14 protein-coding genes and 2 pseudogenes are annotated in these 22715 nt (G+C 39.1%); all 16 read left to right on the top strand.

All coding sequences use genetic code 11. The features are described from left to right. The first annotated feature begins 64 nt into the window (after positions 1 to 64). The 16 genes and pseudogenes from bamA (at position 65) to P6280_RS05025 (ending at position 22700) form a co-directional block, all read left to right on the top strand. A complete protein-coding gene (gene bamA / locus P6280_RS05100; RefSeq protein WP_283237463.1) occupies positions 65 to 2785 on the top strand; it encodes an outer membrane protein assembly factor BamA in 2721 nt (906 codons plus the stop codon). A 1-nt stretch (position 2786) separates the two neighbouring features. Then, positions 2787 to 3848, top strand: a complete 1062-nt coding sequence (locus tag P6280_RS05095; protein WP_283237172.1) for a dehypoxanthine futalosine cyclase — start codon at positions 2787 to 2789, stop codon at positions 3846 to 3848. Between the two features lie 2 nt (positions 3849 to 3850). Continuing rightward, on the top strand, positions 3851 to 5149 hold the full coding sequence (locus tag P6280_RS05090; RefSeq protein WP_283237171.1) for a M16 family metallopeptidase: 1299 nt from the start codon (positions 3851 to 3853) through the stop codon (positions 5147 to 5149). Beyond that, positions 5149 to 6573, top strand: a complete 1425-nt coding sequence (gene gatB / locus P6280_RS05085) for an Asp-tRNA(Asn)/Glu-tRNA(Gln) amidotransferase subunit GatB (protein WP_283237170.1) — start codon at positions 5149 to 5151, stop codon at positions 6571 to 6573. The genes P6280_RS05090 and gatB overlap by 1 nt, the downstream gene beginning before the upstream one ends. Then, positions 6573 to 7823 carry a SurA N-terminal domain-containing protein gene (locus P6280_RS05080; RefSeq protein ID WP_283237169.1) on the top strand — a complete coding sequence of 417 codons (1251 nt, stop codon included), beginning with the start codon at positions 6573 to 6575 and terminating at the stop codon, positions 7821 to 7823. The genes gatB and P6280_RS05080 overlap by 1 nt, the downstream gene beginning before the upstream one ends. Positions 7824 to 7833: 10 nt before the next feature. Then, positions 7834 to 8841, top strand: a complete 1008-nt coding sequence (locus tag P6280_RS05075) for a hypothetical protein (RefSeq protein WP_283237168.1) — start codon at positions 7834 to 7836, stop codon at positions 8839 to 8841. Continuing rightward, positions 8842 to 9306 carry a ribonuclease HI gene (rnhA, locus tag P6280_RS05070; protein ID WP_212882942.1) on the top strand — a complete coding sequence of 155 codons (465 nt, stop codon included), beginning with the start codon at positions 8842 to 8844 and terminating at the stop codon, positions 9304 to 9306. It begins immediately after the preceding gene. Further along, on the top strand, positions 9281 to 9979 hold the full coding sequence (rnc, locus tag P6280_RS05065; protein ID WP_283237167.1) for a ribonuclease III: 699 nt from the start codon (positions 9281 to 9283) through the stop codon (positions 9977 to 9979). The genes rnhA and rnc overlap by 26 nt, the downstream gene beginning before the upstream one ends. Next, positions 9976 to 11073, top strand: a complete 1098-nt coding sequence (gene aroC / locus P6280_RS05060; protein ID WP_231201505.1) for a chorismate synthase — start codon at positions 9976 to 9978, stop codon at positions 11071 to 11073. The genes rnc and aroC overlap by 4 nt, the downstream gene beginning before the upstream one ends. A 37-nt stretch (positions 11074 to 11110) precedes the next feature. Continuing rightward, positions 11111 to 11626 (top strand): DUF2603 domain-containing protein, encoded by a 516-nt coding sequence (locus P6280_RS05055; protein WP_000413482.1) that lies wholly within the window; start codon positions 11111 to 11113, stop codon positions 11624 to 11626. Further along, positions 11626 to 12999 carry an oxygen-independent coproporphyrinogen III oxidase gene (hemN, locus tag P6280_RS05050; RefSeq protein ID WP_283237166.1) on the top strand — a complete coding sequence of 458 codons (1374 nt, stop codon included), beginning with the start codon at positions 11626 to 11628 and terminating at the stop codon, positions 12997 to 12999. The genes P6280_RS05055 and hemN overlap by 1 nt, the downstream gene beginning before the upstream one ends. Continuing rightward, positions 12996 to 14285 carry a (Fe-S)-binding protein gene (locus P6280_RS05045; protein WP_283237165.1) on the top strand — a complete coding sequence of 430 codons (1290 nt, stop codon included), beginning with the start codon at positions 12996 to 12998 and terminating at the stop codon, positions 14283 to 14285. The genes hemN and P6280_RS05045 overlap by 4 nt, the downstream gene beginning before the upstream one ends. Before the next feature lie 77 nt (positions 14286 to 14362). Beyond that, a pseudogene (locus P6280_RS05040) lies at positions 14363 to 19086 on the top strand (type ISP restriction/modification enzyme). Next, a pseudogene (locus P6280_RS05035) lies at positions 19083 to 20435 on the top strand (HEPN domain-containing protein). The pseudogenes P6280_RS05040 and P6280_RS05035 overlap by 4 nt, the downstream one beginning before the upstream one ends. A 121-nt stretch (positions 20436 to 20556) precedes the next feature. Continuing rightward, positions 20557 to 21369 (top strand): outer membrane protein, encoded by an 813-nt coding sequence (locus P6280_RS05030; RefSeq protein WP_000715014.1) that lies wholly within the window; start codon positions 20557 to 20559, stop codon positions 21367 to 21369. Between the two features lie 158 nt (positions 21370 to 21527). Then, the gene (locus tag P6280_RS05025; protein WP_096524604.1) at positions 21528 to 22700 is read left to right on the top strand and encodes a pyridoxal phosphate-dependent aminotransferase; all 1173 of its coding nucleotides are present in this window, start codon (positions 21528 to 21530) and stop codon (positions 22698 to 22700) included. Positions 22701 to 22715: the final 15 nt, after the last annotated feature.

Here is a 22715-nt window from a genome sequence, read left to right as displayed (position 1 = left end):
AGAATGATTAGTTATAATAACGCTACTAACAACACTCAAGCTAAAATCTATTAAGGAAATCAGTATTAAAAAATTAATTCTATCTTCTCTTGTTTTCGCATGTATCAATACCAGCGTTGAAGCTTTAGAAAATGACGGCTCTAAACCAAACGATTTGACTCCACCAAAAGAAGCCTCTCAAGAATCTCAAAAAAATGAGGCTCAAAACGAAACCACTCAATCAAGTCAAATGCCTAAAGAAATGAAAGTCAAGTCCGTTTCCTATATTGGGCTTTCTTACATGTCTGACATGCTCGCTAATGAAATTGTAAAGATTCGTGTGGGCGATATTGTGGATTCTAAGAAAATAGACACCGCTGTTTTGGCTTTGTTCAATCAAGGGTATTTTAAAGATGTTTATGCCACTTTTGAAGGCGGCATATTAGAGTTTCATTTTGATGAAAAAGCCAGAATTGCCGGGGTAGAAATCAAGGGTTATGGGACTGAAAAGGAAAAAGACGGCTTAAAATCCCAAATAGGGATCAAAAAGGGCGACACCTTTGATGAGCAAAAATTAGAGCATGCTAAAACGGCTTTAAAAACCGCTTTAGAGGGGCAGGGCTATTATGGGAGCGTGGTGGAGGTGCGCACCCAAAAGGTCAGTGAGGGCGCGTTATTAATCGTGTTTGATGTGAATAGGGGGGATAGTATTTATATCAAACAATCCATTTATGAGGGAAGTGCGAAATTAAAACGCCGCATGATTGAATCTTTGAGCGCGAACAAGCAACGAGATTTCATGGGTTGGATGTGGGGCTTGAATGACGGGAAATTGCGTTTAGATCAATTAGAATACGATTCTTTGCGTATCCAAGATGTGTATATGCGTAGGGGTTACTTAGACGCTCATATTTCTTCGCCTTTTTTGAAAACGGATTTTTCTACCCATGACGCTAAGCTTCATTATAAAGTCAAAGAGGGGATCCAATACAGGATTTCAGACATTTTAATAGAGATTGATAACCCGGTAGTCCCCTTAAAAACCTTAGAAAAAGCGCTTAAAGTTAAAAGAAAAGATGTCTTTAATATTGAGCATTTAAGAGCGGATGCGCAAATTTTAAAAACCGAAATCGCCGATAAGGGTTATGCGTTTGCGGTGGTGAAGCCAGACTTGGATAAGGATGAAAAAAACGGGCTTGTGAAAGTCATTTATCGTATTGAAGTGGGCGATATGGTGTATATCAATGATGTCATCATTTCAGGGAATCAGCGCACAAGCGATAGGATCATCAGAAGGGAGTTATTGTTAGGGCCTAAGGATAAATACAACTTGACTAAACTCAGAAATTCCGAAAATTCTTTAAGGCGTTTAGGGTTTTTCTCTAAAGTCAAAATTGAAGAAAAAAGGGTGAATAGCTCGCTTATGGATTTGTTAGTGAGCGTAGAAGAGGGGCGCACCGGGCAGTTGCAATTTGGGTTAGGCTATGGCTCTTATGGAGGGCTTATGCTTAATGGGAGCGTGAGCGAAAGAAACCTTTTTGGCACAGGACAAAGCATGAGCTTGTATGCTAACATTGCTACAGGGGGGGGCAGATCTTATCCGGGCATGCCAAGAGGAGCGGGGCGTATGTTTGCTGGGAATTTGAGCTTGACTAATCCAAGGATTTTTGACAGCTGGTATAGCTCTACGATCAATCTTTATGCGGATTATAGGATAAGCTACCAATACGTCCAACAAGGCGGGGGCTTTGGGGTGAATGTCGGGCGTATGCTAGGCAACAGAACTCATGTGAGCTTAGGGTATAACTTGAATGTTACCAAACTCCTTGGTTTCAGCAGCCCTTTATACAACCGCTACTATTCCTCTGTTAATGAAGTGGTCGCTCCAAGGCAATGCTCTACCCCCGCATCGGTGATTATCAATCGCTTATCAGGCGGTAGAACTCCCTTACAACCTGAAAATTGTTCTAGTCCTGGAGCGATCACCACTTCACCAGAAATAAAAGGTATTTGGGATAGGGATTACCATACGCCTATCACCAGCTCTTTCACCCTTGATGTGAGCTATGACAACACCGATGATTATTATTTCCCTAGAAATGGGGTTATCTTTAGCTCCTATGCGACGATGTCTGGCTTGCCAAGCTCTGGCACGCTCAATTCTTGGAACGGGTTAGGCGGGAATGTCCGTAACACTAAAGTCTATGGTAAATTCGCCGCTTACCACCATTTGCAAAAATATTTATTGATAGATTTGATCGCTCGCTTTAAAACGCAAGGAGGCTATATCTTTAGGTATAACACCGATGATTACTTGCCCTTAAACTCCACCTTCTACATGGGGGGCGTAACCACGGTGAGAGGCTTTAGGAACGGATCGGTTACGCCTAAAGATGAGTTTGGCTTGTGGCTTGGAGGCGATGGGATCTTCACCGCTTCTACAGAATTGAGCTATGGGGTGTTAAAAGCGGCTAAAATGCGTTTAGCGTGGTTTTTTGACTTTGGTTTCTTGACCTTTAAAACCCCAACTAGGGGGAGTTTCTTCTATAACGCTCCCGTCACAACAGCGAATTTTAAAGATTATGGCGTTATAGGGGCTGGGTTTGAAAGAGCGACTTGGAGGGCTTCTACAGGCTTACAGATTGAATGGATTTCGCCCATGGGGCCTTTGGTGCTCATATTCCCTATAGCGTTTTTCAACCAATGGGGCGATGGCAATGGCAAGAAATGTAAAGGGCTATGCTTCAACCCTAACATGGGCGATTACACGCAACACTTTGAATTTTCTATGGGAACAAGGTTTTAAAATGCGCATTAACAGAGAAGAAATTTTGGATTTAATGAAAAACGCGCCCTTGAAAGAATTAGGGCAAAAGGCTTTAGAAATCAAGCAGCGCTTGCACCCTGAAAACTTGACGACTTTTATTGTGGATAGGAATATCAATTACACCAATATTTGTTTTGTGGATTGCAAGTTTTGTGCCTTCAAACGCACTTTAAAAGAAAAAGACGCCTATGTGTTGAGCTATGAAGAAATTGATCAAAAGATTGAAGAACTACTCGCTATTGGCGGCACGCAGATCCTTTTTCAAGGGGGGGTGCATCCGCAGCTCAAAATAGACTATTACGAAAATTTAGTCAGCCATATCGCTCAAAAATTCCCCACCATCACCATTCATGGTTTTAGCGCGGTTGAAATTGATTACATTTCTAAAATCTCTAAATTGTCTTTAAAAGAAGTTTTAGAAAGGTTGAAAAACGCCGGTTTAAGCTCCATTCCAGGAGCGGGAGCAGAAATATTAAGCGATAGGGTGCGCGATGTGATCGCTCCTAAAAAATTGAGTAGTGATCGCTGGATTGAAGTGCATAGAATGGCGCATTTTTGCGGGATTAAAAGCACGGCTACCATGATGTTTGGGAGCGTGGATAATGAAGAAGATGTGGTGGAGCATCTACAAAGAGTACGCGATTTGCAAGATGAAACCGGTGGCTTTAGGGCTTTTATTTTGTGGAGTTTTCAGCCCAACAACACCCCTTTAAAAGAAGAAATCCCAAGCATTAAAAAAGCGAGTTCCAATCGGTATTTACGCTATTTGGCATGCAGTAGGATTTTTTTAGATAACATTCAAAACATACAAAGCTCATGGGTTACTCAAGGCTCTATGATAGGGCAGTTGGCCTTGTTGTTTGGAGCGAATGATTTAGGGAGTGTGATGATGGAAGAAAATGTAGTGAAAGCGGCCGGAACGAGTTTTTGCATGAATGAAGCAGAAATGATAGAGCTTATTGAAGACATTGGGAGCGTGGCGGCTAAACGAAACACCGCTTATGAAATCTTAAAGCGTTATCCGGCTAAAGCAAAGGCATGAGAATGAAAAAAATTTTAATCACTTTATTATTAGGAGTTTTTATGGGGTTACAAGCGAGCGCTTTGATACGCCAAGAAATCAATCAAGCTAAAGTCCCTGTGATTTATGAAGAAAACCATTTGTTGCCTATGGGGTTTATCCATTTAGCCTTTAGGGGGGGTGGGAGCTTAAGCGATAAAAACCAGTTGGGTTTGGCGAAATTATTCGCGCAAGTTTTAAACGAAGGTACTAAAGAGCTTGGCGCAGTGGGATTTGCGCAAGCGTTAGAGCAAAAAGCGATCAGTTTGAATGTGGATACCAGCACAGAAGATTTGCAAATCACTTTAGAATTTTTAAAAGAATACGAAGATGAAGCCATCATGCGCTTAAAAGAGCTTTTAAAATCCCCTAATTTCACGCAAAGCGCTTTAGAAAAAGTCAAAACCAGAATGTTAGCCGCGCTTTTGCAAAAAGAAAGCGATTTTGATTATCTGGCTAAATTGACTTTAAAACAAGAGCTTTTTGCTAACACCCCTTTAGCTAATGCAGCCTTAGGCACTAAAGAGAGTCTTCAAAAAATCAAGCTAGACGATTTGAAACAGCAATTTGCTAAGGTTTTTGAACTCAATAAACTCGTGGTGGTGCTTGGGGGTGATTTGAAAATCGATCAAACCCTTAAGCGTTTGAATAACGCTCTTAATTTCTTGCCGCAAGGTAAAGCGTATGAAGAGCCTTATTTTGAAACGAGCGATCAAAAGAGCGAAAAAATCCTCTATAAAGACACCGAGCAGGCTTTCGTGTATTTTGGCACACCCTTTAAAATCAAGGATTTAAAACAGGATTTAGCGAAATCTAAAGTCATGATGTTTGTGCTTGGGGGGGGGTTTGGCTCTCGTTTGATGGAAAAAATCAGGGTTCAAGAGGGCTTAGCTTATAGCGTGTATATCCGTTCCAATTTTTCTAAAGTGGCGCATTTTGCAAGCGGGTATTTGCAAACCAAGCTCAGCACTCAAGCTAAAAGCGTTGCCTTAGTTAAAAAAATAGTCAAAGAATTTATAGAAAAAGGCATGACGCAACAAGAATTAGACGACGCTAAAAAGTTTTTACTAGGCTCTGAGCCTTTGAGGAATGAAACGATCTCTAGCCGCTTGAACACCACTTACAATTATTTTTATTTAGATTTGCCTTTAAATTTCAACCAAACGCTGCTGGATCAAATCCAAAAAATGAGTTTGAAAGAGATCAATGATTTCATTAAGGAGCATACCGAAATCAACGACTTGACTTTTGCCATTGTGAGCAACAAAAAGAAGGACAAATGATGCCATTTGAAGCTGTAATCGGGCTAGAAGTCCATGTCCAACTCAACACCAAAACCAAAATCTTTTGCTCTTGCTCTACAAGCTTTGGAGAATCCCCTAATTCTAACACTTGCCCTGTGTGTTTGGGCTTACCGGGAGCTTTGCCGGTATTGAATAAAGAAGTGGTTAAAAAAGCCATCCAATTAGGCACAGCCATTGAAGCCAACATTAACCAATATTCCATTTTTGCGAGGAAAAATTATTTTTACCCTGATTTGCCTAAGGCTTATCAAATTTCGCAGTTTGAAGTCCCTATTGTGAGCGATGGGAAATTAGAGATTGACACCAAAGAGGGTGCAAAAATCGTGCGTATTGAAAGAGCCCACATGGAAGAAGACGCTGGTAAAAATATCCATGAGGGCAGCTGTTCTTTAGTGGATTTGAACCGCGCTTGCACCCCTTTATTAGAAATTGTCAGTAAGCCGGACATGCGAAATAGTGAAGAAGCCATAGCGTATTTGAAAAAGCTCCATGCTATCGTGCGTTTTATAGGGATTTCTGATGCGAACATGCAAGAGGGGAATTTCAGGTGCGATGCGAACGTATCCATTAGACCCAAAGGCGATGAAAAGCTTTACACGAGAGTGGAGATTAAAAACTTAAATAGCTTTAGATTCATCGCTAAAGCGATTGAATACGAGATAGAGCGCCAAAGCGTGGCGTGGGAAAGCGGGCGCTATCATAAAGAAGTGGTTCAAGAAACGCGCCTTTTTGACACCCATAAAGGGATCACCCTTTCTATGCGCAATAAAGAAGAATCAGCGGATTACCGCTATTTTAAAGATCCGGATTTGTATCCTGTTTTTATTGATGAAAAACTTTTAAAAGAAGCTCAAAAGATCAATGAATTGCCTAGCGCGAAAAAAATCCGCTACATGAAAGATTTTAACCTTAAAGAAGACGATGCGAATTTATTGGTGAGCGATCCTTTATTGGCAGAGTATTTTGAAAGCATGCTCAATCTTGGGGTTAAGGCTAAAACGAGCGTAACATGGCTTTGCGTGGAATTATTAGGGCGCTTGAAAGCCGAAATCACTTTAGAAAATTGCAGAGTTAGCGCTCACATGTTAGGCGTTTTAGCCAAACGCATTGATGAGGGCAAGATTTCTGGCAAGAGCGCTAAAGATGTGTTAGACAGGCTTTTAGAAGAGCAAGGGGGCGATGTGGATGCGCTCATTGAACAAATGGGCTTGTCTCAAGTCAATGACACCGAAGCGATTGTTAAAATCATAGAAGAGGTGCTTAAAAACAACGCTGATAAGGTGCTTGAATACAAAAGCGGTAAGGACAAGCTTTTTGGGTTTTTTGTGGGGCAGGCGATGAAAAATTTAAAAGGCGCTAATCCTAGCGTGGTGAATGCTATTTTGAAAGAGAAATTGGATTGATGAGGAAAATTTTTTCTTATGTTTTGAAGGCTTTGTTGTTTTTTGGGATCGCTCATGCAGAGCCTGAATCTAAAGTAGAAGCCTTAGAAGGGAAGAAACAAGAGTCTTCTTTGGATAAAAAAATCCGCCAAGAGTTAAAGAATAAAGAGTTAAAGAATAAAGAGCTAAAGAATAAAGAGCTAAAGAATAAAGAAGAAAAGAAAAACACCGAAGAAAAGAAAGAAATAAAGGCCAAAAGAAAGCCCAGAGCAGAAGTCCATCATGGGGATTCCAAAAATCCCGCTCAAAAAATAACGCCTTCTAAAATTAAAGGGAACAAAAAAGCCCTCCAAAACCAAAGCGATCAAAATAACGCAATAAAACCCAAAGAGAAAGCCACTCAAACCACGGAAAAAAAAGAAGCAAGCCCTAGCTCTCAATTCAATTCCATTTTCGGTAATCCTAATAACGCTGCTAACAACACCCTTGAAGATAAGGTCGTAGGGGGCATTTCTTTGCTTGTTAATGGATCGCCTATCACGCTGTATCAAATCCAAGAAGAGCAAAAAAAATCTAAAGTGAGCAAAGCTCAAGCTAGGGATCGTTTGATCGCTGAACGCATTAAAAACCAAGAAATTGAACGCTTAAAAATCCATGTAGATGACGACAAATTAGACCAAGAAATGGCGATGATGGCACAACAGCAAGGCATGGATTTGGATCATTTCAAACAAATGCTTATGGCTGAGGGGCATTATAAACTCTATAGGGATCAGCTTAAGGAGCATTTAGAAATGCAAGAATTGTTGCGTAATATTTTACTCACGAATGTGGATACCAGCTCTGAAACCAAAATGCGCGAATATTACAACAAGCACAAGGAGCAATTCAGTATCCCCACTGAAATAGAAACCGTGCGCTACACTTCCACCAATCAAGAGGATTTAGAAAGGGCTATGGCAGACCCTAATTTGGAAATTCCAGGGGTGAGTAAGGCTAATGAAAAAATAGAGATGAAAACCCTAAACCCTCAAATCGCTCAAGTCTTTATCTCGCATGAGCAAGGATCTTTCACGCCCGTTATGAATGGGGGTGGGGGGCAGTTTATCACCTTTTATATCAAGGAAAAGAAGGGTAAAAACGAAGTGAGCTTCAGCCAAGCCAAGCAATTCATCGCCCAAAAATTAGTGGAAGAATCTAAAGATAAGATTTTAGAAGAGCATTTTGAAAAATTGCGCGTTAAGTCTAGGATTGTGATGATTAGAGAGTGATTTTTAGATTGTGCAACACTTCAATTTTCTCTATAAAGATTCTTTATTTTCTATCGCTTTATTCACTTTCATTATCGCTCTTGTGATTTTATTAGAACAGGCTAGAGTGTATTTCACCCAAAAGAAAAACAAAAAATTTTTACAAAAATTCGCCCAAAATCAAAACGCTTATGCGGGCAGTGAGAATTTAGACGAGCTTTTAAAGCATGCTAAAATTTCTAGTTTGATGTTTTTAGCCAGAGCGTATTCTAAAGCGGATGTGCAAATGAGTATTGAAATCTTAAAAGGGCTTTTGAATCGCTCCTTAAAAGATGAAGAAAAAATCGCTGTTTTAGATTTATTAGCCAAAAATTATTTTAGTGTGGGGTATTTGCAAAAAACAAAAGACACCGTGAAAGAAATTTTGCGCTTTTCCCCAAGGAATGTGGAAGCGTTATTGAAACTTTTGCATGCGTATGAATTAGAAAAAGATTATTCAAAGGCTTTAGAAACTTTGGAATGTTTGGAAGAATTAGAAACGCCTGAAATTGAAACGATTAAAAATTACCTTTATCTCATGCATTTAATAGAAAATAAAGAAGATGCGGCTAAAATCTTGCATGTTTCAAAAATGTCATTAGATTTGAAAAAAATCGCCCTAAATCACTTAAAATCGCATGATGAAAATCTTTTTTGGCAAGAAATTGATGCGACCGAGCGTTTAGAAAATGTGATCGATCTTTTATGGGATATGAATATCCCTGCTTTTATTTTAGAAAAACATGTTATTTTGCAAGACATCGCGCGATCTCAAGGGCTGCTTTTGGATAACAAACCTTGCCAAGTTTTTGAATTAGAGGTTTTACGCGTTCTATTGAATAGCCCCATAAAAGCGAGTCTGACTTTTGAATACCGCTGCAAGCATTGCAAACAAATCTTTCCTTTTGAAAGCCATAGGTGCCCTGTGTGTTACCAGTTAGCGTTTATGGATATGGTGCTTAAAATTTCTAAAGAAACGCATGCTGTGGGAGTGGATTGAATGCAAGAAATTGAAATTTTTTGCGATGGCTCTTCTTTAGGCAATCCCGGGCCAGGCGGTTATGCGGCGATTTTACGCTATAAAGATAAAGAAAAAATCATCAGTGGAGGCGAATCATTCACCACGAATAACCGCATGGAATTAAAAGCGCTCAATGAAGCGTTAAAAATTTTGAAACGCCCATGCCGTATCACGCTTTATAGCGATTCGCAATACGTGTGCCAGGCGATTAATGTGTGGCTAATTAACTGGCAAAAAAAGAATTTTTCTAAAGTCAAAAATGTGGATTTGTGGAAAGAATTTTTAGAAGTTTCTAAAGGGCATTTGATCATGGCTGTTTGGATCAAGGGGCATAATGGGCATGCCGAGAACGAACGATGCGATAGTCTCGCTAAATTAGAGGCACAAAAACGCACTAAAACGACCAAAGGGAAAAATGATGAAAAACAAATATTCTCAAAATAGCCCTTATATAACGCTAGAAAAAGCTTTAGGGTATTCTTTTAAAGACAAGCGTTTATTGGAGCAAGCCTTAACGCATAAATCATGCAAGCTCGCTTTGAACAATGAGCGCTTGGAATTTTTAGGCGATGCGGTGTTGGGTTTGGTGATAGGGGAGTTGCTATACCATAAATTCTATCAATACGATGAGGGCAAACTCTCTAAATTAAGGGCTTCTATTGTGAGCGCGCATGGTTTTACTAAATTAGCGAAAGTGATCGCTTTACAGGATTATTTGCGCGTTTCTTCTTCTGAAGAAATTTCTAAAGGGAGAGAAAAACCCTCCATTTTATCAAGCGCTTTTGAGGCTTTAATGGCCGGGGTGTATTTAGAAGCGGGGTTAGCTAAGGTGTGCAAAATCATACAGAATCTACTCAATCGCGCTTACAAGCGTTTGGATTTGGAGCATTTGTTTATGGACTATAAAACCGCTTTACAGGAATTAACCCAAGCGCAATTTTGCGTGATCCCCACTTACCAATTGCTCAAAGAAAAAGGCCCCGATCACCATAAAGAATTTGAAATGGCTCTATACATTCAAGATAAAATATACGCGACCGCTAAAGGCAAAAGCAAAAAAGAAGCCGAACAGCAATGCGCTTATCAAGCGCTTCAAAAACTTAAGGAAGCAAAATGAACACTTTGGGGCGTTTTTTAAGGCTCACGACTTTTGGGGAATCACATGGGGATGTGATAGGGGGGGTATTAGACGGCATGCCTAGCGGGATTAAAATAGACTATGCGTTATTAGAAAATGAAATGAAGCGCCGCCAAGGGGGGAGGAACGTTTTCACCACACCACGAAAAGAAGACGATAAAGTGGAAATAACAAGCGGGGTTTTTGAAGATTTTAGCACAGGGACGCCTATAGGGTTTTTAATCCACAACCAAAGGGCTAGGAGCAAGGATTATGATAACATTAAAAACCTTTTCAGGCCTAGCCATGCGGATTTCACTTATTTTCATAAATACGGCATCAGAGATTTTAGGGGTGGAGGGAGGAGTTCGGCCAGAGAGAGCGCTATAAGAGTGGCTGCTGGGGCGTTTGCTAAAATGCTTTTAAGAGAAATTGGCATTGTTTGTGAAAGCGGGATCATGGAAATAGGGGGCATTAAAGCCAAAAATTATGATTTTAATCACGCTTTAAAAAGCGAGATTTTTGCCCTAGATGAAGAACAAGAAGAAGCGCAAAAAACAGCCATTCAAAACGCTATCAAAAACCACGATAGCATAGGGGGCGTGGCTTTGATTAGAGCAAGAAGTGCAAAAATAAATCAAAAGCTCCCCATTGGCTTAGGTCAAGGGCTATACGCTAAATTAGACGCTAAAATCGCTGAAGCGATGATGGGGCTTAATGGGGTGAAAGCGGTTGAAATAGGTAAGGGGGTAGAAAGCTCTTTATTAAAAGGCTCAGAGTATAACGATTTAATGGATCAAAAGGGGTTTTTGAGCAATCGTAGTGGGGGGGTTTTAGGGGGCATGAGCAATGGGGAAGAAATCATCGTAAAAGTACATTTCAAACCCACGCCAAGCATTTTCCAACCTCAACAAACCATAGACATTAACAATCATGAATGCGAATGCTTGTTAAAAGGCAGGCATGATCCTTGCATTGCGATTAGAGGGAGTGTGGTGTGCGAGAGTTTGCTTTCATTGGTGTTGGCTGATATGGTATTACTCAATTTGACTTCAAAAATAGAGTATTTAAAAACGATTTATAATGAGAATTAAACCAAATTGGATACAATCAGCTTAAAAAGGATATAAAGTGGAAAAATTACCTAAAAAACGAGTTTCTAAAACCAAATCACAAAAACTTATCAATAGCCTAACAACCCAAAAAAACAGAGCCTTTCTCAAAAAAATCAGTGCTAGTGAAATGCTTTTAGAATTAGAAAAAGGGGCGTTTAAAAAAAATGAAGCTTATTTTATTTCTGATGAAGAAGATAAAAATTATGTTTTAGTGCCAGATAATGTGATTTCTCTTTTGGCAGAAAACGCCAGAAAGGCTTTTGAAGCCAGGCTCAGGGCGGAATTAGAAAGGGATATTATCACCCAAGCACCGATTGATTTTGAAGATGTGCGTGAAGTTTCCTTGCAATTGTTAGAAAATTTACGCCAAAAAGACGGGAATTTGCCCAATATCAACACCTTAAACTTTGTCAAACAAATCAAAAAAGAACACCCTAATTTATTTTTTAATTTTGACAACATGTTCAAACAACCCCCTTTTAATGAGAATAATTTTGAAAATTTTGACAACAGCGATGAGGAAAATTTTTAATGCAAACCATTGATTTTGAAAAATTTTCCCAATATTCAAAGCCCGGGCCGCGATACACCAGCTACCCAACGGCGGTGGAATTTAAAGAAAATTTTAATGAAGAGAGCTTGAAAACGGCGTTTTTTAACCATGACCATCTCAAAAACCCCATGCCTTTATCGCTTTATACGCATTTGCCCTTTTGCAGGAGCGCGTGTTATTTTTGCGCTTGTTCAGTCATTTACACAAGCTTAGAAGAGAAAAAAACCCGCTATATCAGCTACCTTAAAAAAGAACTCGCTCTTTTAAAAAATGCGATGGATACCAACAGAGAAGTGGCGCAATTCCACTATGGAGGCGGCACGCCGACCTTTTTTTCACCCACTCAATTAGATGAAATCACCCAAAGCATTCAAGAAGTTTTCCCTAATTTCAGTCAAGATATTGAGATGAGTTGTGAGATTGACCCTAGGCATTTCACCAAAGAACACATGCAAACCTTGTTTGATAGGGGTTTTAACCGCTTGAGTTTTGGGGTGCAAGATTTTGATTTTGAAGTCCAAAAAGCCATTCACCGGATCCAGCCTTTTGAAATGGTTCAAGAATCCGTGAAGCTCGCTAGAGATTGTGGCATCAAATCCATTAATTTTGATTTGATTTATGGCTTACCCAACCAGACTAAAGAGAGTTTTTTAAAAACTTTGGAATTGGTTTTGAAACTGGATCCGGACCGATTAGCGGTGTTTAATTACGCGCATGTGCCTTGGGTGAAAAAAACGATGCGTAAAATTGATGAAACCTTATTGCCAAGCCCTAGAGATAAGCTAGAGATTTTAGAATCTCTCATTAGTTTTTTAGAAAAAGCCCATTACCAAATGATAGGCATGGATCATTTCGCTAAAAGCGATAATGAATTGTATCTGGCCCTTCAAAAAGCAGAGTTGCGCCGTAATTTTCAAGGCTATACTACTAAAAAATTCACTCAAACCATTGGCATTGGCGTTACGAGCATTGGCGAAGGGAGCGATTATTACACGCAAAATTATAAAGACTTGCGCCACTATGAAAAAGCCCTTGATTTGGGGCATTTACCGGTAGAAAGGGGTGTAATACTCACCAAAGAAGACATATTAAGAAAAGAAGTGATCATGCAAATGATGAGTAATTTAAAATTGGATTACTATAAGATTGAAGAAAAATTTTCTATTGATTTTAAAGCGCATTTTAAAAAAGAATTAGAAAAATTAAAGCCTTATGAAGAAGCGGGCTTGCTTTCTTTTAACGCTAAAGGCTTTGAGATGACCAAAACAGGGGGCATGCTCGTAAGAAACATGGCTATGGAGTTTGACGCGTATTTGCGTGGGGGCGAAAAACATTTCAGTAAAACGCTATGAACGGGAATATTTTTGAAGAAGTAGGGGACGCTTGCGTTAAATGCGCTAAATGCGTGCCAGGTTGCACCATATACCGCATTCATAAAGACGAAACGACTTCGCCTAGAGGCTTTTTAGATTTGATGCGCCTAAACGCTCAAAACAAGCTCAAATTAGACACGAATTTAAAACACCTTTTAGAAACTTGTTTTTTATGCACCGCTTGCGTGGAAATTTGCCCCTTTCATTTGCCCATAGACACTTTAATAGAAAAAGCCAGAGAAAAAATCGCTCAAAAATACGGCATTGCTTGGTATAAAAAATCCTATTTTTCCCTTTTAAAAAACCGCAAAAAAATGGATAGGGTGTTTTCGGTGGCGCATTTTTTAGCCCCTTGTATCTTCAAGCAAGTAGGGGATAGTTTAGAGCCTAGAATAGCGTTTAAAGGCTTATTCAAACGCTTTAAAAAAAGCGCACTCCCTCCCTTAAATCAAAAAAGTTTTTTACAAAAGCATGCAGAAATGAAGCCTTTAGAAAACCCCATTCAAAAAGTGGCGGTTTTTATAGGGTGCTTGAGCAATTACCATTACCAGCAAGTGGGGGAAAGCTTGTTGTATATTTTAGAAAAACTCAACATTCAAGCGATCATCCCTAAGCAAGAATGCTGCTCAGCACCTGCGTATTTTACCGGCGACAAAGACACCACGCTTTTTTTAGTGAAAAAAAACATAGAATGGTTTGAAAGCTATTTAGATGAAGTGGATGCGATCATTGTGCCTGAAGCCACATGCGCTAGCATGCTCATCAATGATTATTACAAGGTGTTTTTAGGCGAAAAGGATAGGGATTTGTATGTGAAGCGCTTGGAAAAAATCACGCCTAAAATCTATCTGGCGAGCGTGTTTTTAGAGAAACACACCCCTTTAAAACATCTTTTAGAAAAAATCCCTAAGGGAAAAAAAGAGACTATCACCTACCATAACCCTTGCCATGCCAAAAAAACCCTAAACGCTCATAAGGAAGTGCGCAACCTGCTCAATTTGCATTATGAAATTAAAGAAATGCCGGATAATTGTTGCGGTTTTGGGGGGATTACGATGCAAACAGAAAAGGCGGGATTTTCTTTAAAAGTAGGGCTTCTTAGGGCTAAAGAAATCATAGACACTAAAGCTGAAATTGTAAGCGCTGAATGCGGGGCATGCCACATGCAATTAAACAACGCCTTAAAGTCTTTAGATGACCCTAACACCCCGCAATTTTCGCACCCTTTAGAACTCATCGCTAAAGCTTTAAAAAGCGCTGAATAAAAAGCCTTTTTAACCCCACTTTCTAACATCTTTTTATATAATACAGAACTTTAACGCCACTATTTAAGGAATGAAAAATGTCAGAAATCAGCACCTTCAAACTCGCCAAAGAAAAATTGCAAGCCATACCTAACCAACGCCTTAAAGGGAGCTGGTTTGAAAAAGTTTCTAAGCGTTTTTTAAAAGAGCATGACAGCGCCGATGAATACGAGTCTATTGATCTTTGGAACGATTGGAAATTAAGGGGGAAGGAGGGCGATCGTGGGATTGATATGGTGATCACAACGGCTTCAAAAGAATACATCGCCGTGCAATGCAAATTCCATCAAGACAGCGTTTCACTGAACGACATTGCGACTTTTTTAAGCAAATTGCAAAGCGGGGTAAAAGAGGTTAGGTTTAAAAAAGGGATCATCATCTCCACTTCTAATTTAACCTCTACCGCTCTTAACGAAATTGAACAAATCAGAAAAAGCAAAGGGATTGATATTATTGAAATCAATGAAGAGGATTTTATCTATTCTCAGATTGATTGGGAAAAGTTCGATCCCACGCAAACTCAAGGCGAACTCCCCCTATGCGATAAGAAAAAGCCGCGCCCTCACCAAATAGAAGCGATAAAAGCCACCAAAGAGTATTTTTCTAACCCTAAAAACACTAGAGGCAAGCTCATTATGGCATGCGGGACAGGCAAAACCTACACTTCTTTAAAAATCATGGAAGCTTTAGAACCCAAAATCACGCTTTTTTTAGCGCCAAGTATCGCTTTGCTTTCCCAAACTTTTAGAGAATACGCGCAAGAAAAAAGCGATCCTTTTTACGCTTCTATCGTGTGCAGCGATGATAAAGTCGGGAAAGGTAAGAAAAATAAAAACGATGATGACACCGATGATATTAATTTTTCTGAGCTCCCCAACAAGCCCTCCACTCGCCCTGAAGACATTTTAAGCGTTTGTGAAAAAGCGCAAAAAGAAAACAAGCGCTTCATCATCTTTTCAACTTATCAAAGCGCGTTGCGTATTAAAGAAGCGCAAGAAGCGGGTTTGGGCGAAATTGATCTTGTCATTTGCGATGAAGCCCACAGAACGGTAGGGGCTATGTATTCTAGTAATGAAAGGGACGATAAAAACGCTTTCACGCTTTGTCATAGCGATGAACATATCAAGGCTAAAAAACGCCTTTATATGACCGCCACGCCTAAAGTTTATAGCGAAAGCTCTAAAGCTAGAGCCAAAGAGAGCGATAATGCCATCTATTCTATGGACGATGAGAGTATTTTTGGCGAAGAAATCTATACGCTCAATTTTACCAAAGCGATCGCTTTAGATCTTCTCACAGACTACAAAGTCATGATTTTAGCGGTGCGGAAAGAAAATTTAAGCGGCGTTACTAACAGCGTGAATAAAAAGATCAGTCGGCTTGAAGCCGAAGGCACTAAACTGGATAAAAAGCTCATCAATAACGAATTTGTTTGTAAGATTATCGGCACTCATAAAGGGTTAGCCAAAAAGGATTTAATCGCTTTAGATGATGAAAACAAACAAGACCACAACTTGCAAAACAAAAACGACACCACTCCCTCTCAAAGAGCCATAAGCTTTTGCAAAAGCATTAACACGAGCAAGAATATTAAGGACTCCTTTGAAACGATTATGGAATGCTACAATGAGAAGAGCTTAAGAAAAAGAGTTTTAAAAACCTAACAATCAGCATCGATCACATTGATGGCACCATGAATTGTAAGGTCAGGCTTGAAAAATTAGAAGAACTCAATGCATTTAAGCCTAACACTTGCAAGGTTTTAAGTAACGCTAGGTGTTTGAGCGAAGGGGTGGATGTCCCGGCGTTAGATAGCATTGTCTTTTTTGATGGCAAAAGCGCTATGGTGGATATTATCCAAGTGGTGGGTAGGGTGATGCGAAAAGCCAAACACAAGAAAAGAGGCTATATCATTTTGCCTATCGCTTTAGAAGAGAGTGAAATCCAAAACCTGGATGAAGCCGTCAATAACACCAATTTCAAAAACATTTGGAAAGTGATAAAAGCCTTAAGAAGCCATGACCCAAGCCTGGTTGATGAAGCCACTTTTAGAGAAAAAATCAAAATCTTTGGGAGCGATGACCACAACAATGATGGAACAAATCAAGACGATGAAGAGCCACAATAGGGGATAGGAACTATTGGGAAAATTTCACTAAAAAAACGGGCAATATCGCAAGAACCTTGAATAACCGCTTGAAAGATATTTTTGAAAAAAACCCTGAATTTTTCCACGGCTTTTTGGATTCCTTAAGAGGCAATATCCATTCAAACATCAAAGAAGATGAAGCCTTAGACATGATCACCTCTCACATCATCACTAAGCCCATTTTTGATGCAATTTTTGGGGACAATATCAAAAACCCTATCTCAAAAGCCTTGGATAAAATGGTAGAAAAACTCTCCACTCTGGGCTTACAAGGAGAAACTAAAGATCTTAAAAACCTCTATGAAAGCGTGAAAACAGAAGCCATGCACGCCAAAAGCCAAAAAAGCCAACAAGAACTCATTAAAAACCTCTACAACACTTTCTTTAAAGTAGCCTTTAGAAAGCAAAGCGAAAAACTAGGGATCGTTTATACGCCTATAGAGGTTGGTGGATTTCATTTTAAGAGCCACTAACGGCATTTTGAAAAAGCATTTCAACACGGATTTTAACGATAAAAACATCACGATTTTTGATCCCTTCACCGGCACTGGGAGTTTTATCGCTCGTTTGCTTTCTAAAGAAAACGGGCTTATTAGCGATGAAGCCTTAAAAGAGAAGTTTTTAAACCATTTATTCGCTTTTGACATCGTGCTTTTAGCCTATTATATCGCTTTAATCAATATCACTCAAGCGGCGCAAAATAGGGATGGCTCGTTAAAAAATTTCAAAAATATCGCGCTCACGGACAGCCTGGATTTTTATGAGGAAAAAAACGATAAGGGGGTGTTCGATCTCTTTAAGGATTTGGAAGAAAACAAAGAAATCAAATCCACCATAGAAAAACAAAACATTAGAGTCATCATAGGCAACCCGCCTTATTCAGCCAGTCAAAAATCTCAAAACGATAACAACCAAAACCTCTCACACCCTAATCTTGAAAAAAGGGTTTATGAAAAATACGGCAAAAATTCCACCGCCAAAGTGGGGGCAACCACACGAGACACGCTCATTCAAAGCATCTACATGGCAAGCGAACTTCTTAAAGATAGGGGGGTGCTAGGCTTTGTGGTGAACGGGGGTTTTATTGACTCTAAAAGCGGCGATGGGTTCAGAAAATGCGTGGCGCAAGATTTTGCACATCTTTATGTGCTGAATTTGAGGGGGAATGCTAGGACTTCAGGGGAGGTGCAACAAAAAGAAGGCGATGGAATTTTTGATAGCGGATCGAGGGCGACGATAGCGATTATCTTTTTTGTCAAAGACACAAGCGTGAAAAACAGCATAATCCATTACTACGATATTGGGGATTACTTGAAAAGAGAGGACAAACTCAATCGGCTCGCTAACTTCACAAACCTAGACGCCATCCCTTTTGAAACATCACCCCGAATAACAAAGGCGATTGGATCAACCAAAGAGATGACGATTTTGAAAAACTCATCCCTTTAAAAAGAGACAAAAACTCCAAAAGCGTTTTTGACATCAATTCTGGCGGCGTGGCAAGTGGGCGTGATCCTTGGGTGTATAACTTTTCTCCAAAAATTTTAACCCAATCGGTGCAAAAATGCATTGACACTTATAACGCTGATTTGAAGCGCTTTAATACGCATTTTAGGGAAGCTTTCAAACAACGAACTAAAAGCGTCAAATCAGCCGAACTTCACAAACACCTTAATGATAGAGAAATCACCACCGATAAAACGAAAATTTCTTGGACTCGTAGTTTAAAAAAAGAATTTATCAAAAACAAAAATCTGCAAGAAAGCCGTGAGAAGCGCATAAGATTAGCCATGTATCACCCTTTTAACAAACGATGGCTTTATTGGGATAAGGATTGGATACACAGGCAATACCAATTGCCAAAAATTTTCCCGGATAAAGACGCTCAGAATGTGGTGATCAATACTGGTGTGGGTAATGGCAAGAATTTTAGCGCTCTTGTAAGCGATTGTATTTCTGATTATAATTTGATCTCACCCAATCAAGCTTACCCTTTGTATCATTACGATGATTGGGGGAGGCGCCATTATGCGATCAGCGGCTATGCGCTCAACCTCTTTAGGAAGCATTATGAAGATAACTCTATCGCTGAAGAAGAGATTTTTTATTACATTTATGCGATTCTCCACCATAAAGGCTATTTAGAAAAATACAAAAATTCTCTCACCAAAGAAGATCCGCGCATCGCTTTGAGTGAGGATTTTAAAGAACTCTCTATTCTTGGCAAAGAATTAGCGAAGTTGCACCTTAACTATGAGAGCGAGGAATTGCATACAAGCGTTGAATACAACCTACTAGAGAGCGCCGAAATAGAGGGCTATTATGATGTGGAAACAATGACCAAAAAAGGGGATCGCATCCATTATAACAACCATATCGCTATCACTAAAATCCCCAAAAAAGCCTTTGAATATGTGGTGAATGGCAAAAAGCGCGATTGACTGGGTGATTGAGCGCTATAAAAAGACTAGGGATAAAGACAGCTTGATTGAAAACAACCCGAACGATTACAAAGGTGGCAAATATGTTTTTGAGCTCCTTTGTAGGGTCATCAAACTCTCTGAAAAAAGCGTGGATTTGATAGAAAAAATCAGCAAAAAGAGGTTTGAGTGATCGCATCGCTTGGGGGTGTGGAATATTTTGAAGGGCAATGTCTTGCTTTTTTAAAAAATCCACAAACCAATCCACAAAATGAGTAATACATTCCAGGAGTGTTTTCGTATCAAGAAAACAAAATTTCTTTTTCTTTTATGGTTTTAGGAGAAATTAAAGAGATCCACTCTTTGCAATACCAAACGCTCTATATTGTGGATAACAAAAAAAGATACACTCTTTACAAGCCTTATAATCGCATTATTTTAGGTCATGTTTTAGGGCATCCTACACCAATTACATTTTATTATGAATGGCTGTTTGATGATCACATTGATCCAAACAAAATTAAGGGCGAATGTTTTGTTTGCAGGACAAATTATTTAGAAAGCTTTTTTACGACCAAGAAGCATTTGCTACCTGATGCATCATTTAAAGCAGATGAAAGTGGGTGTGAAAGTTATCATGGGGATAATGATAATAATTTTATCTTACAATCATTTTATATTCAAAATGATTTTTTGTCCCAAAAATATGAAAAAGACAAGATAAAAGCAAGATCTAATTCATTTTTTTCTGAAAGACAGAATCGTTTATTAACTTATCAATGTGATTTGTTTTTGGAATGCAATATGATTTTTGAATCCCTTGAAAAATTAGAGCTTATTGCTGAAGCGATTAAAAACTTTTTTATTTTGATTTATGCTCATTCTAATTTTGACATCCAAATCGACTATATTCAATTCAAGCTTTCTAATAAAGACATTACGGCAATAAGAAACACTTACAAAAAAGATAAAAAGTCCATGGAGATAAATCCTTATGGGATTGCTATAGATTTCCAACGGATAGATAATTTTCTGTAATACTTGAAAAATGGATTGATTTTTGTATTAAAAATGATAGAGGTTTCCAACTTGAAAGTATTTTAGACATTATCAATAAAAAAGATCCAATTATTCACTTGTATTCAGACATGTTTGCATTGATTAGCATGATTGAAAGTTTTTTAAAGAAACCACAACAAACAAAACTCCATGAAAAACTCTCTGAATTTTTTAAAATTTCATTATCTAGGACAAAATGCGATCAAACGAAAAATTATTTTAATGATAAATGTCAAGAAGATCTAATCAAACAGATTGTTGATTGCCGTAACTCTCTAGCGCACGGAAGAGGTTTAAAGCTTGATACAAACAAAAGCTACAGACATTAGCCATGCTTTTATAGATTTCAAGCAAATTGTCATTGAATATTTCTTTAGTGAGATAGGATTAAGTGGTTTTATTATAAACAATGATGGTTTTCTTAACAAAGTTAAATTAAGAAACCCCCCAAAAACAGAAAAATCACCCGAGCAAAACCACTAAAACCCCTTAGAAAATTTAAAATTTTAAGTTTTAGGGGTGTTTTTCTTAAGAATTTAGGTTTTTTATAGATTATTATGTTATTATTATACGAAATGTAGACTTTTAGAAGGAAAAATGTTGTATGAAAAAGTTTGTAGTGTTTAAAACGCTCTGTTTATCGGTAGTGTTAGGTAATAGTCTTTTGGCAGCAGAAGGCAGCACAGAAGTGCAAAAACAATTGGAAAAGCCAAAAGAATATAAAGTAGTGAAAGGCGAGAAAAACGCTTGGTATTTGGGGATTAGCTATCAAGTCGGTCAGGCTTCGCAAAGCGTTAAAAACCCCCCCAAAAGCAGTGAATTTAACTATCCTAAGTTCCCTGTGGGTAAAACCGACTATCTAGCCGTTATGCAAGGCTTAGGGCTTACTGTGGGTTATAAGCAGTTTTTCGGGCAAAAGAGATGGTTTGGTGCACGCTATTACGGCTTTATGGATTATGGGCATGCCGTGTTTGGAGCGAACGCTTTGACATCAGATAATGGTGGGGCATGCAAGCTCAATGAACCATGCGCGACCAAAGTAGGGACAATGGGCAATCTGTCTGACATGTTCACTTATGGTGTGGGTATTGACACTTTATACAATGTCATCAATAAAGAGGATGCGAGTTTTGGATTCTTTTTGGGGGTTCAAATTGCGGGTAACTCTTGGGGTAATACGACAGGGGCTTTTTTGGAAACCAAAAGCCCTTATAAGCACACCTCCTATAGCCTTGATCCGGCGATTTTCCAATTCCTTTTTAATTTAGGGATTCGCACCCATATTGGCCAGCATCAAGAATTTGACTTTGGCGTGAAGATTCCTACTATCAATGTTTATTATTTTAACCATGGGAATTTGAGCTTCACTTACCGCCGTCAATACAGCCTTTATGTGGGGTATCGTTACAATTTCTGATTTAAAACGCTTGTTTTTCTCTAATTGAATTTTCAATTAGAGTTTTCTCACACAATCTCTTGCTTTCTTTTGAAACATTTTTGGAAGTTTTTTGAAAATTAGAATTAAAATCTTTTTGATCATGTTATGATAGTTCAAAAAATTAACAAGGATTAAGCATGTTATATTCCTCTAAAATCCAATCCCTTTCAGAATCCGCAACGATCGCTATCAGCACACTCGCTAAAGAATTGAAATCGCAAGGAAAAGACATTTTAAGTTTTTCAGCAGGCGAGCCTGATTTTGACACCCCGCAAGCGATTAAAGATGCGGCCATAAAAGCCCTAAATGATGGCTTTACCAAATACACTCCAGTGGCTGGGATTCCTGAATTATTAAAAGCGATCGCTCATAAATTGAAAAAAGAAAACAACTTGGATTATGAACCGAGTGAAATTCTAGTGAGCAATGGTGCTAAGCAAAGCCTGTTCAATGCGATTCAAGCCTTAATAGGGGAGGGCGATGAAGCGATTATCCCTGTGCCTTTTTGGGTAACTTACCCTGAGCTTGTGAAATACAGCGGTGGGGTGAGCAAATTCATTCAAACCGATGAAAAAAGCCGCTTTAAAATCACCCCCAAGCAGCTTAAAGACGCCTTAACCCCCAAAACAAAAATGCTCATTCTCACCACCCCATCAAACCCTACCGGCATGCTTTATAGTAAGGCGGAATTAGAGGCTTTAAGCGAAGTTTTAAAAGACACTCCAATTTGGGTGCTTAGCGATGAAATTTATGAAAAGCTTGTTTATAAGGGGGAGTTTGTTTCTTGCGCGGCGGTGAGTGAAGAGATGAAAAAACGCACCATTACCATTAATGGCTTGAGCAAGTCAGTAGCGATGACAGGCTGGCGTATGGGCTATGCGGCGAGCAAGGATAAAAAATTAGTCAAATTGATGAATAACTTGCAAAGCCAATGCACTTCCAATATCAATTCTATCACGCAAATGGCTTCAATTGTGGCGCTTGAGGGGTTGGTGGATAAGGAAATTGAAGCGATGCGTCAGGCTTTTGAGAAGCGCTGTCATTTAGCCCACGCAAAAATCAATGCGATTGAGGGGCTGAACGCTTTAAAACCTGATGGGGCGTTTTATCTTTTTATCAACATTGGCGGTCTTTGTGGGGGGGATTCGATGCGATTTTGCCATGAATTATTGGAAAAAGAAGGCGTGGCGTTAGTGTCTGGAAAGGCTTTTGGATTGGAAGGCTATGTCCGTTTGTCTTTTGCATGCTCAGAAGAACAGATTGAAAAGGGGATGGAACGCATCGCTCGCTTTGTCAAATCAAAAGGATAAAAGAATCTCATTTTA

It is taken from the genome of Helicobacter sp. 219-2 (genome assembly GCF_030053225.1).
GTDB lineage: Bacteria > Campylobacterota > Campylobacteria > Campylobacterales > Helicobacteraceae > Helicobacter > Helicobacter pylori_C.
Note: the sequence above shows the minus strand (reverse complement) of the source record. Positions and strands in the feature narration are given on the sequence as shown.

Excerpts from the sequence above, each read along its gene's own strand:
- P6280_RS05095 (WP_283237172.1), top strand. The coding sequence starts at position 2,787 with ATGCGCATTAACAGAGAAGAAATTTTGGATTTAATGAAAAACGCGCCC.
- P6280_RS05090 (WP_283237171.1), top strand. The coding sequence starts at position 3,851 with ATGAAAAAAATTTTAATCACTTTATTATTAGGAGTTTTTATGGGGTTA.
- gatB (WP_283237170.1), top strand. The coding sequence starts at position 5,149 with ATGCCATTTGAAGCTGTAATCGGGCTAGAAGTCCATGTCCAACTCAAC.
- P6280_RS05080 (WP_283237169.1), top strand. The coding sequence starts at position 6,573 with ATGAGGAAAATTTTTTCTTATGTTTTGAAGGCTTTGTTGTTTTTTGGG.
- rnhA (WP_212882942.1), top strand. The coding sequence starts at position 8,842 with ATGCAAGAAATTGAAATTTTTTGCGATGGCTCTTCTTTAGGCAATCCC.
- rnc (WP_283237167.1), top strand. The coding sequence starts at position 9,281 with ATGAAAAACAAATATTCTCAAAATAGCCCTTATATAACGCTAGAAAAA.
- aroC (WP_231201505.1), top strand. The coding sequence starts at position 9,976 with ATGAACACTTTGGGGCGTTTTTTAAGGCTCACGACTTTTGGGGAATCA.
- hemN (WP_283237166.1), top strand. The coding sequence starts at position 11,626 with ATGCAAACCATTGATTTTGAAAAATTTTCCCAATATTCAAAGCCCGGG.
- P6280_RS05045 (WP_283237165.1), top strand. The coding sequence starts at position 12,996 with ATGAACGGGAATATTTTTGAAGAAGTAGGGGACGCTTGCGTTAAATGC.
- P6280_RS05030 (WP_000715014.1), top strand. The coding sequence starts at position 20,557 with ATGAAAAAGTTTGTAGTGTTTAAAACGCTCTGTTTATCGGTAGTGTTA.
- P6280_RS05025 (WP_096524604.1), top strand. The coding sequence starts at position 21,528 with ATGTTATATTCCTCTAAAATCCAATCCCTTTCAGAATCCGCAACGATC.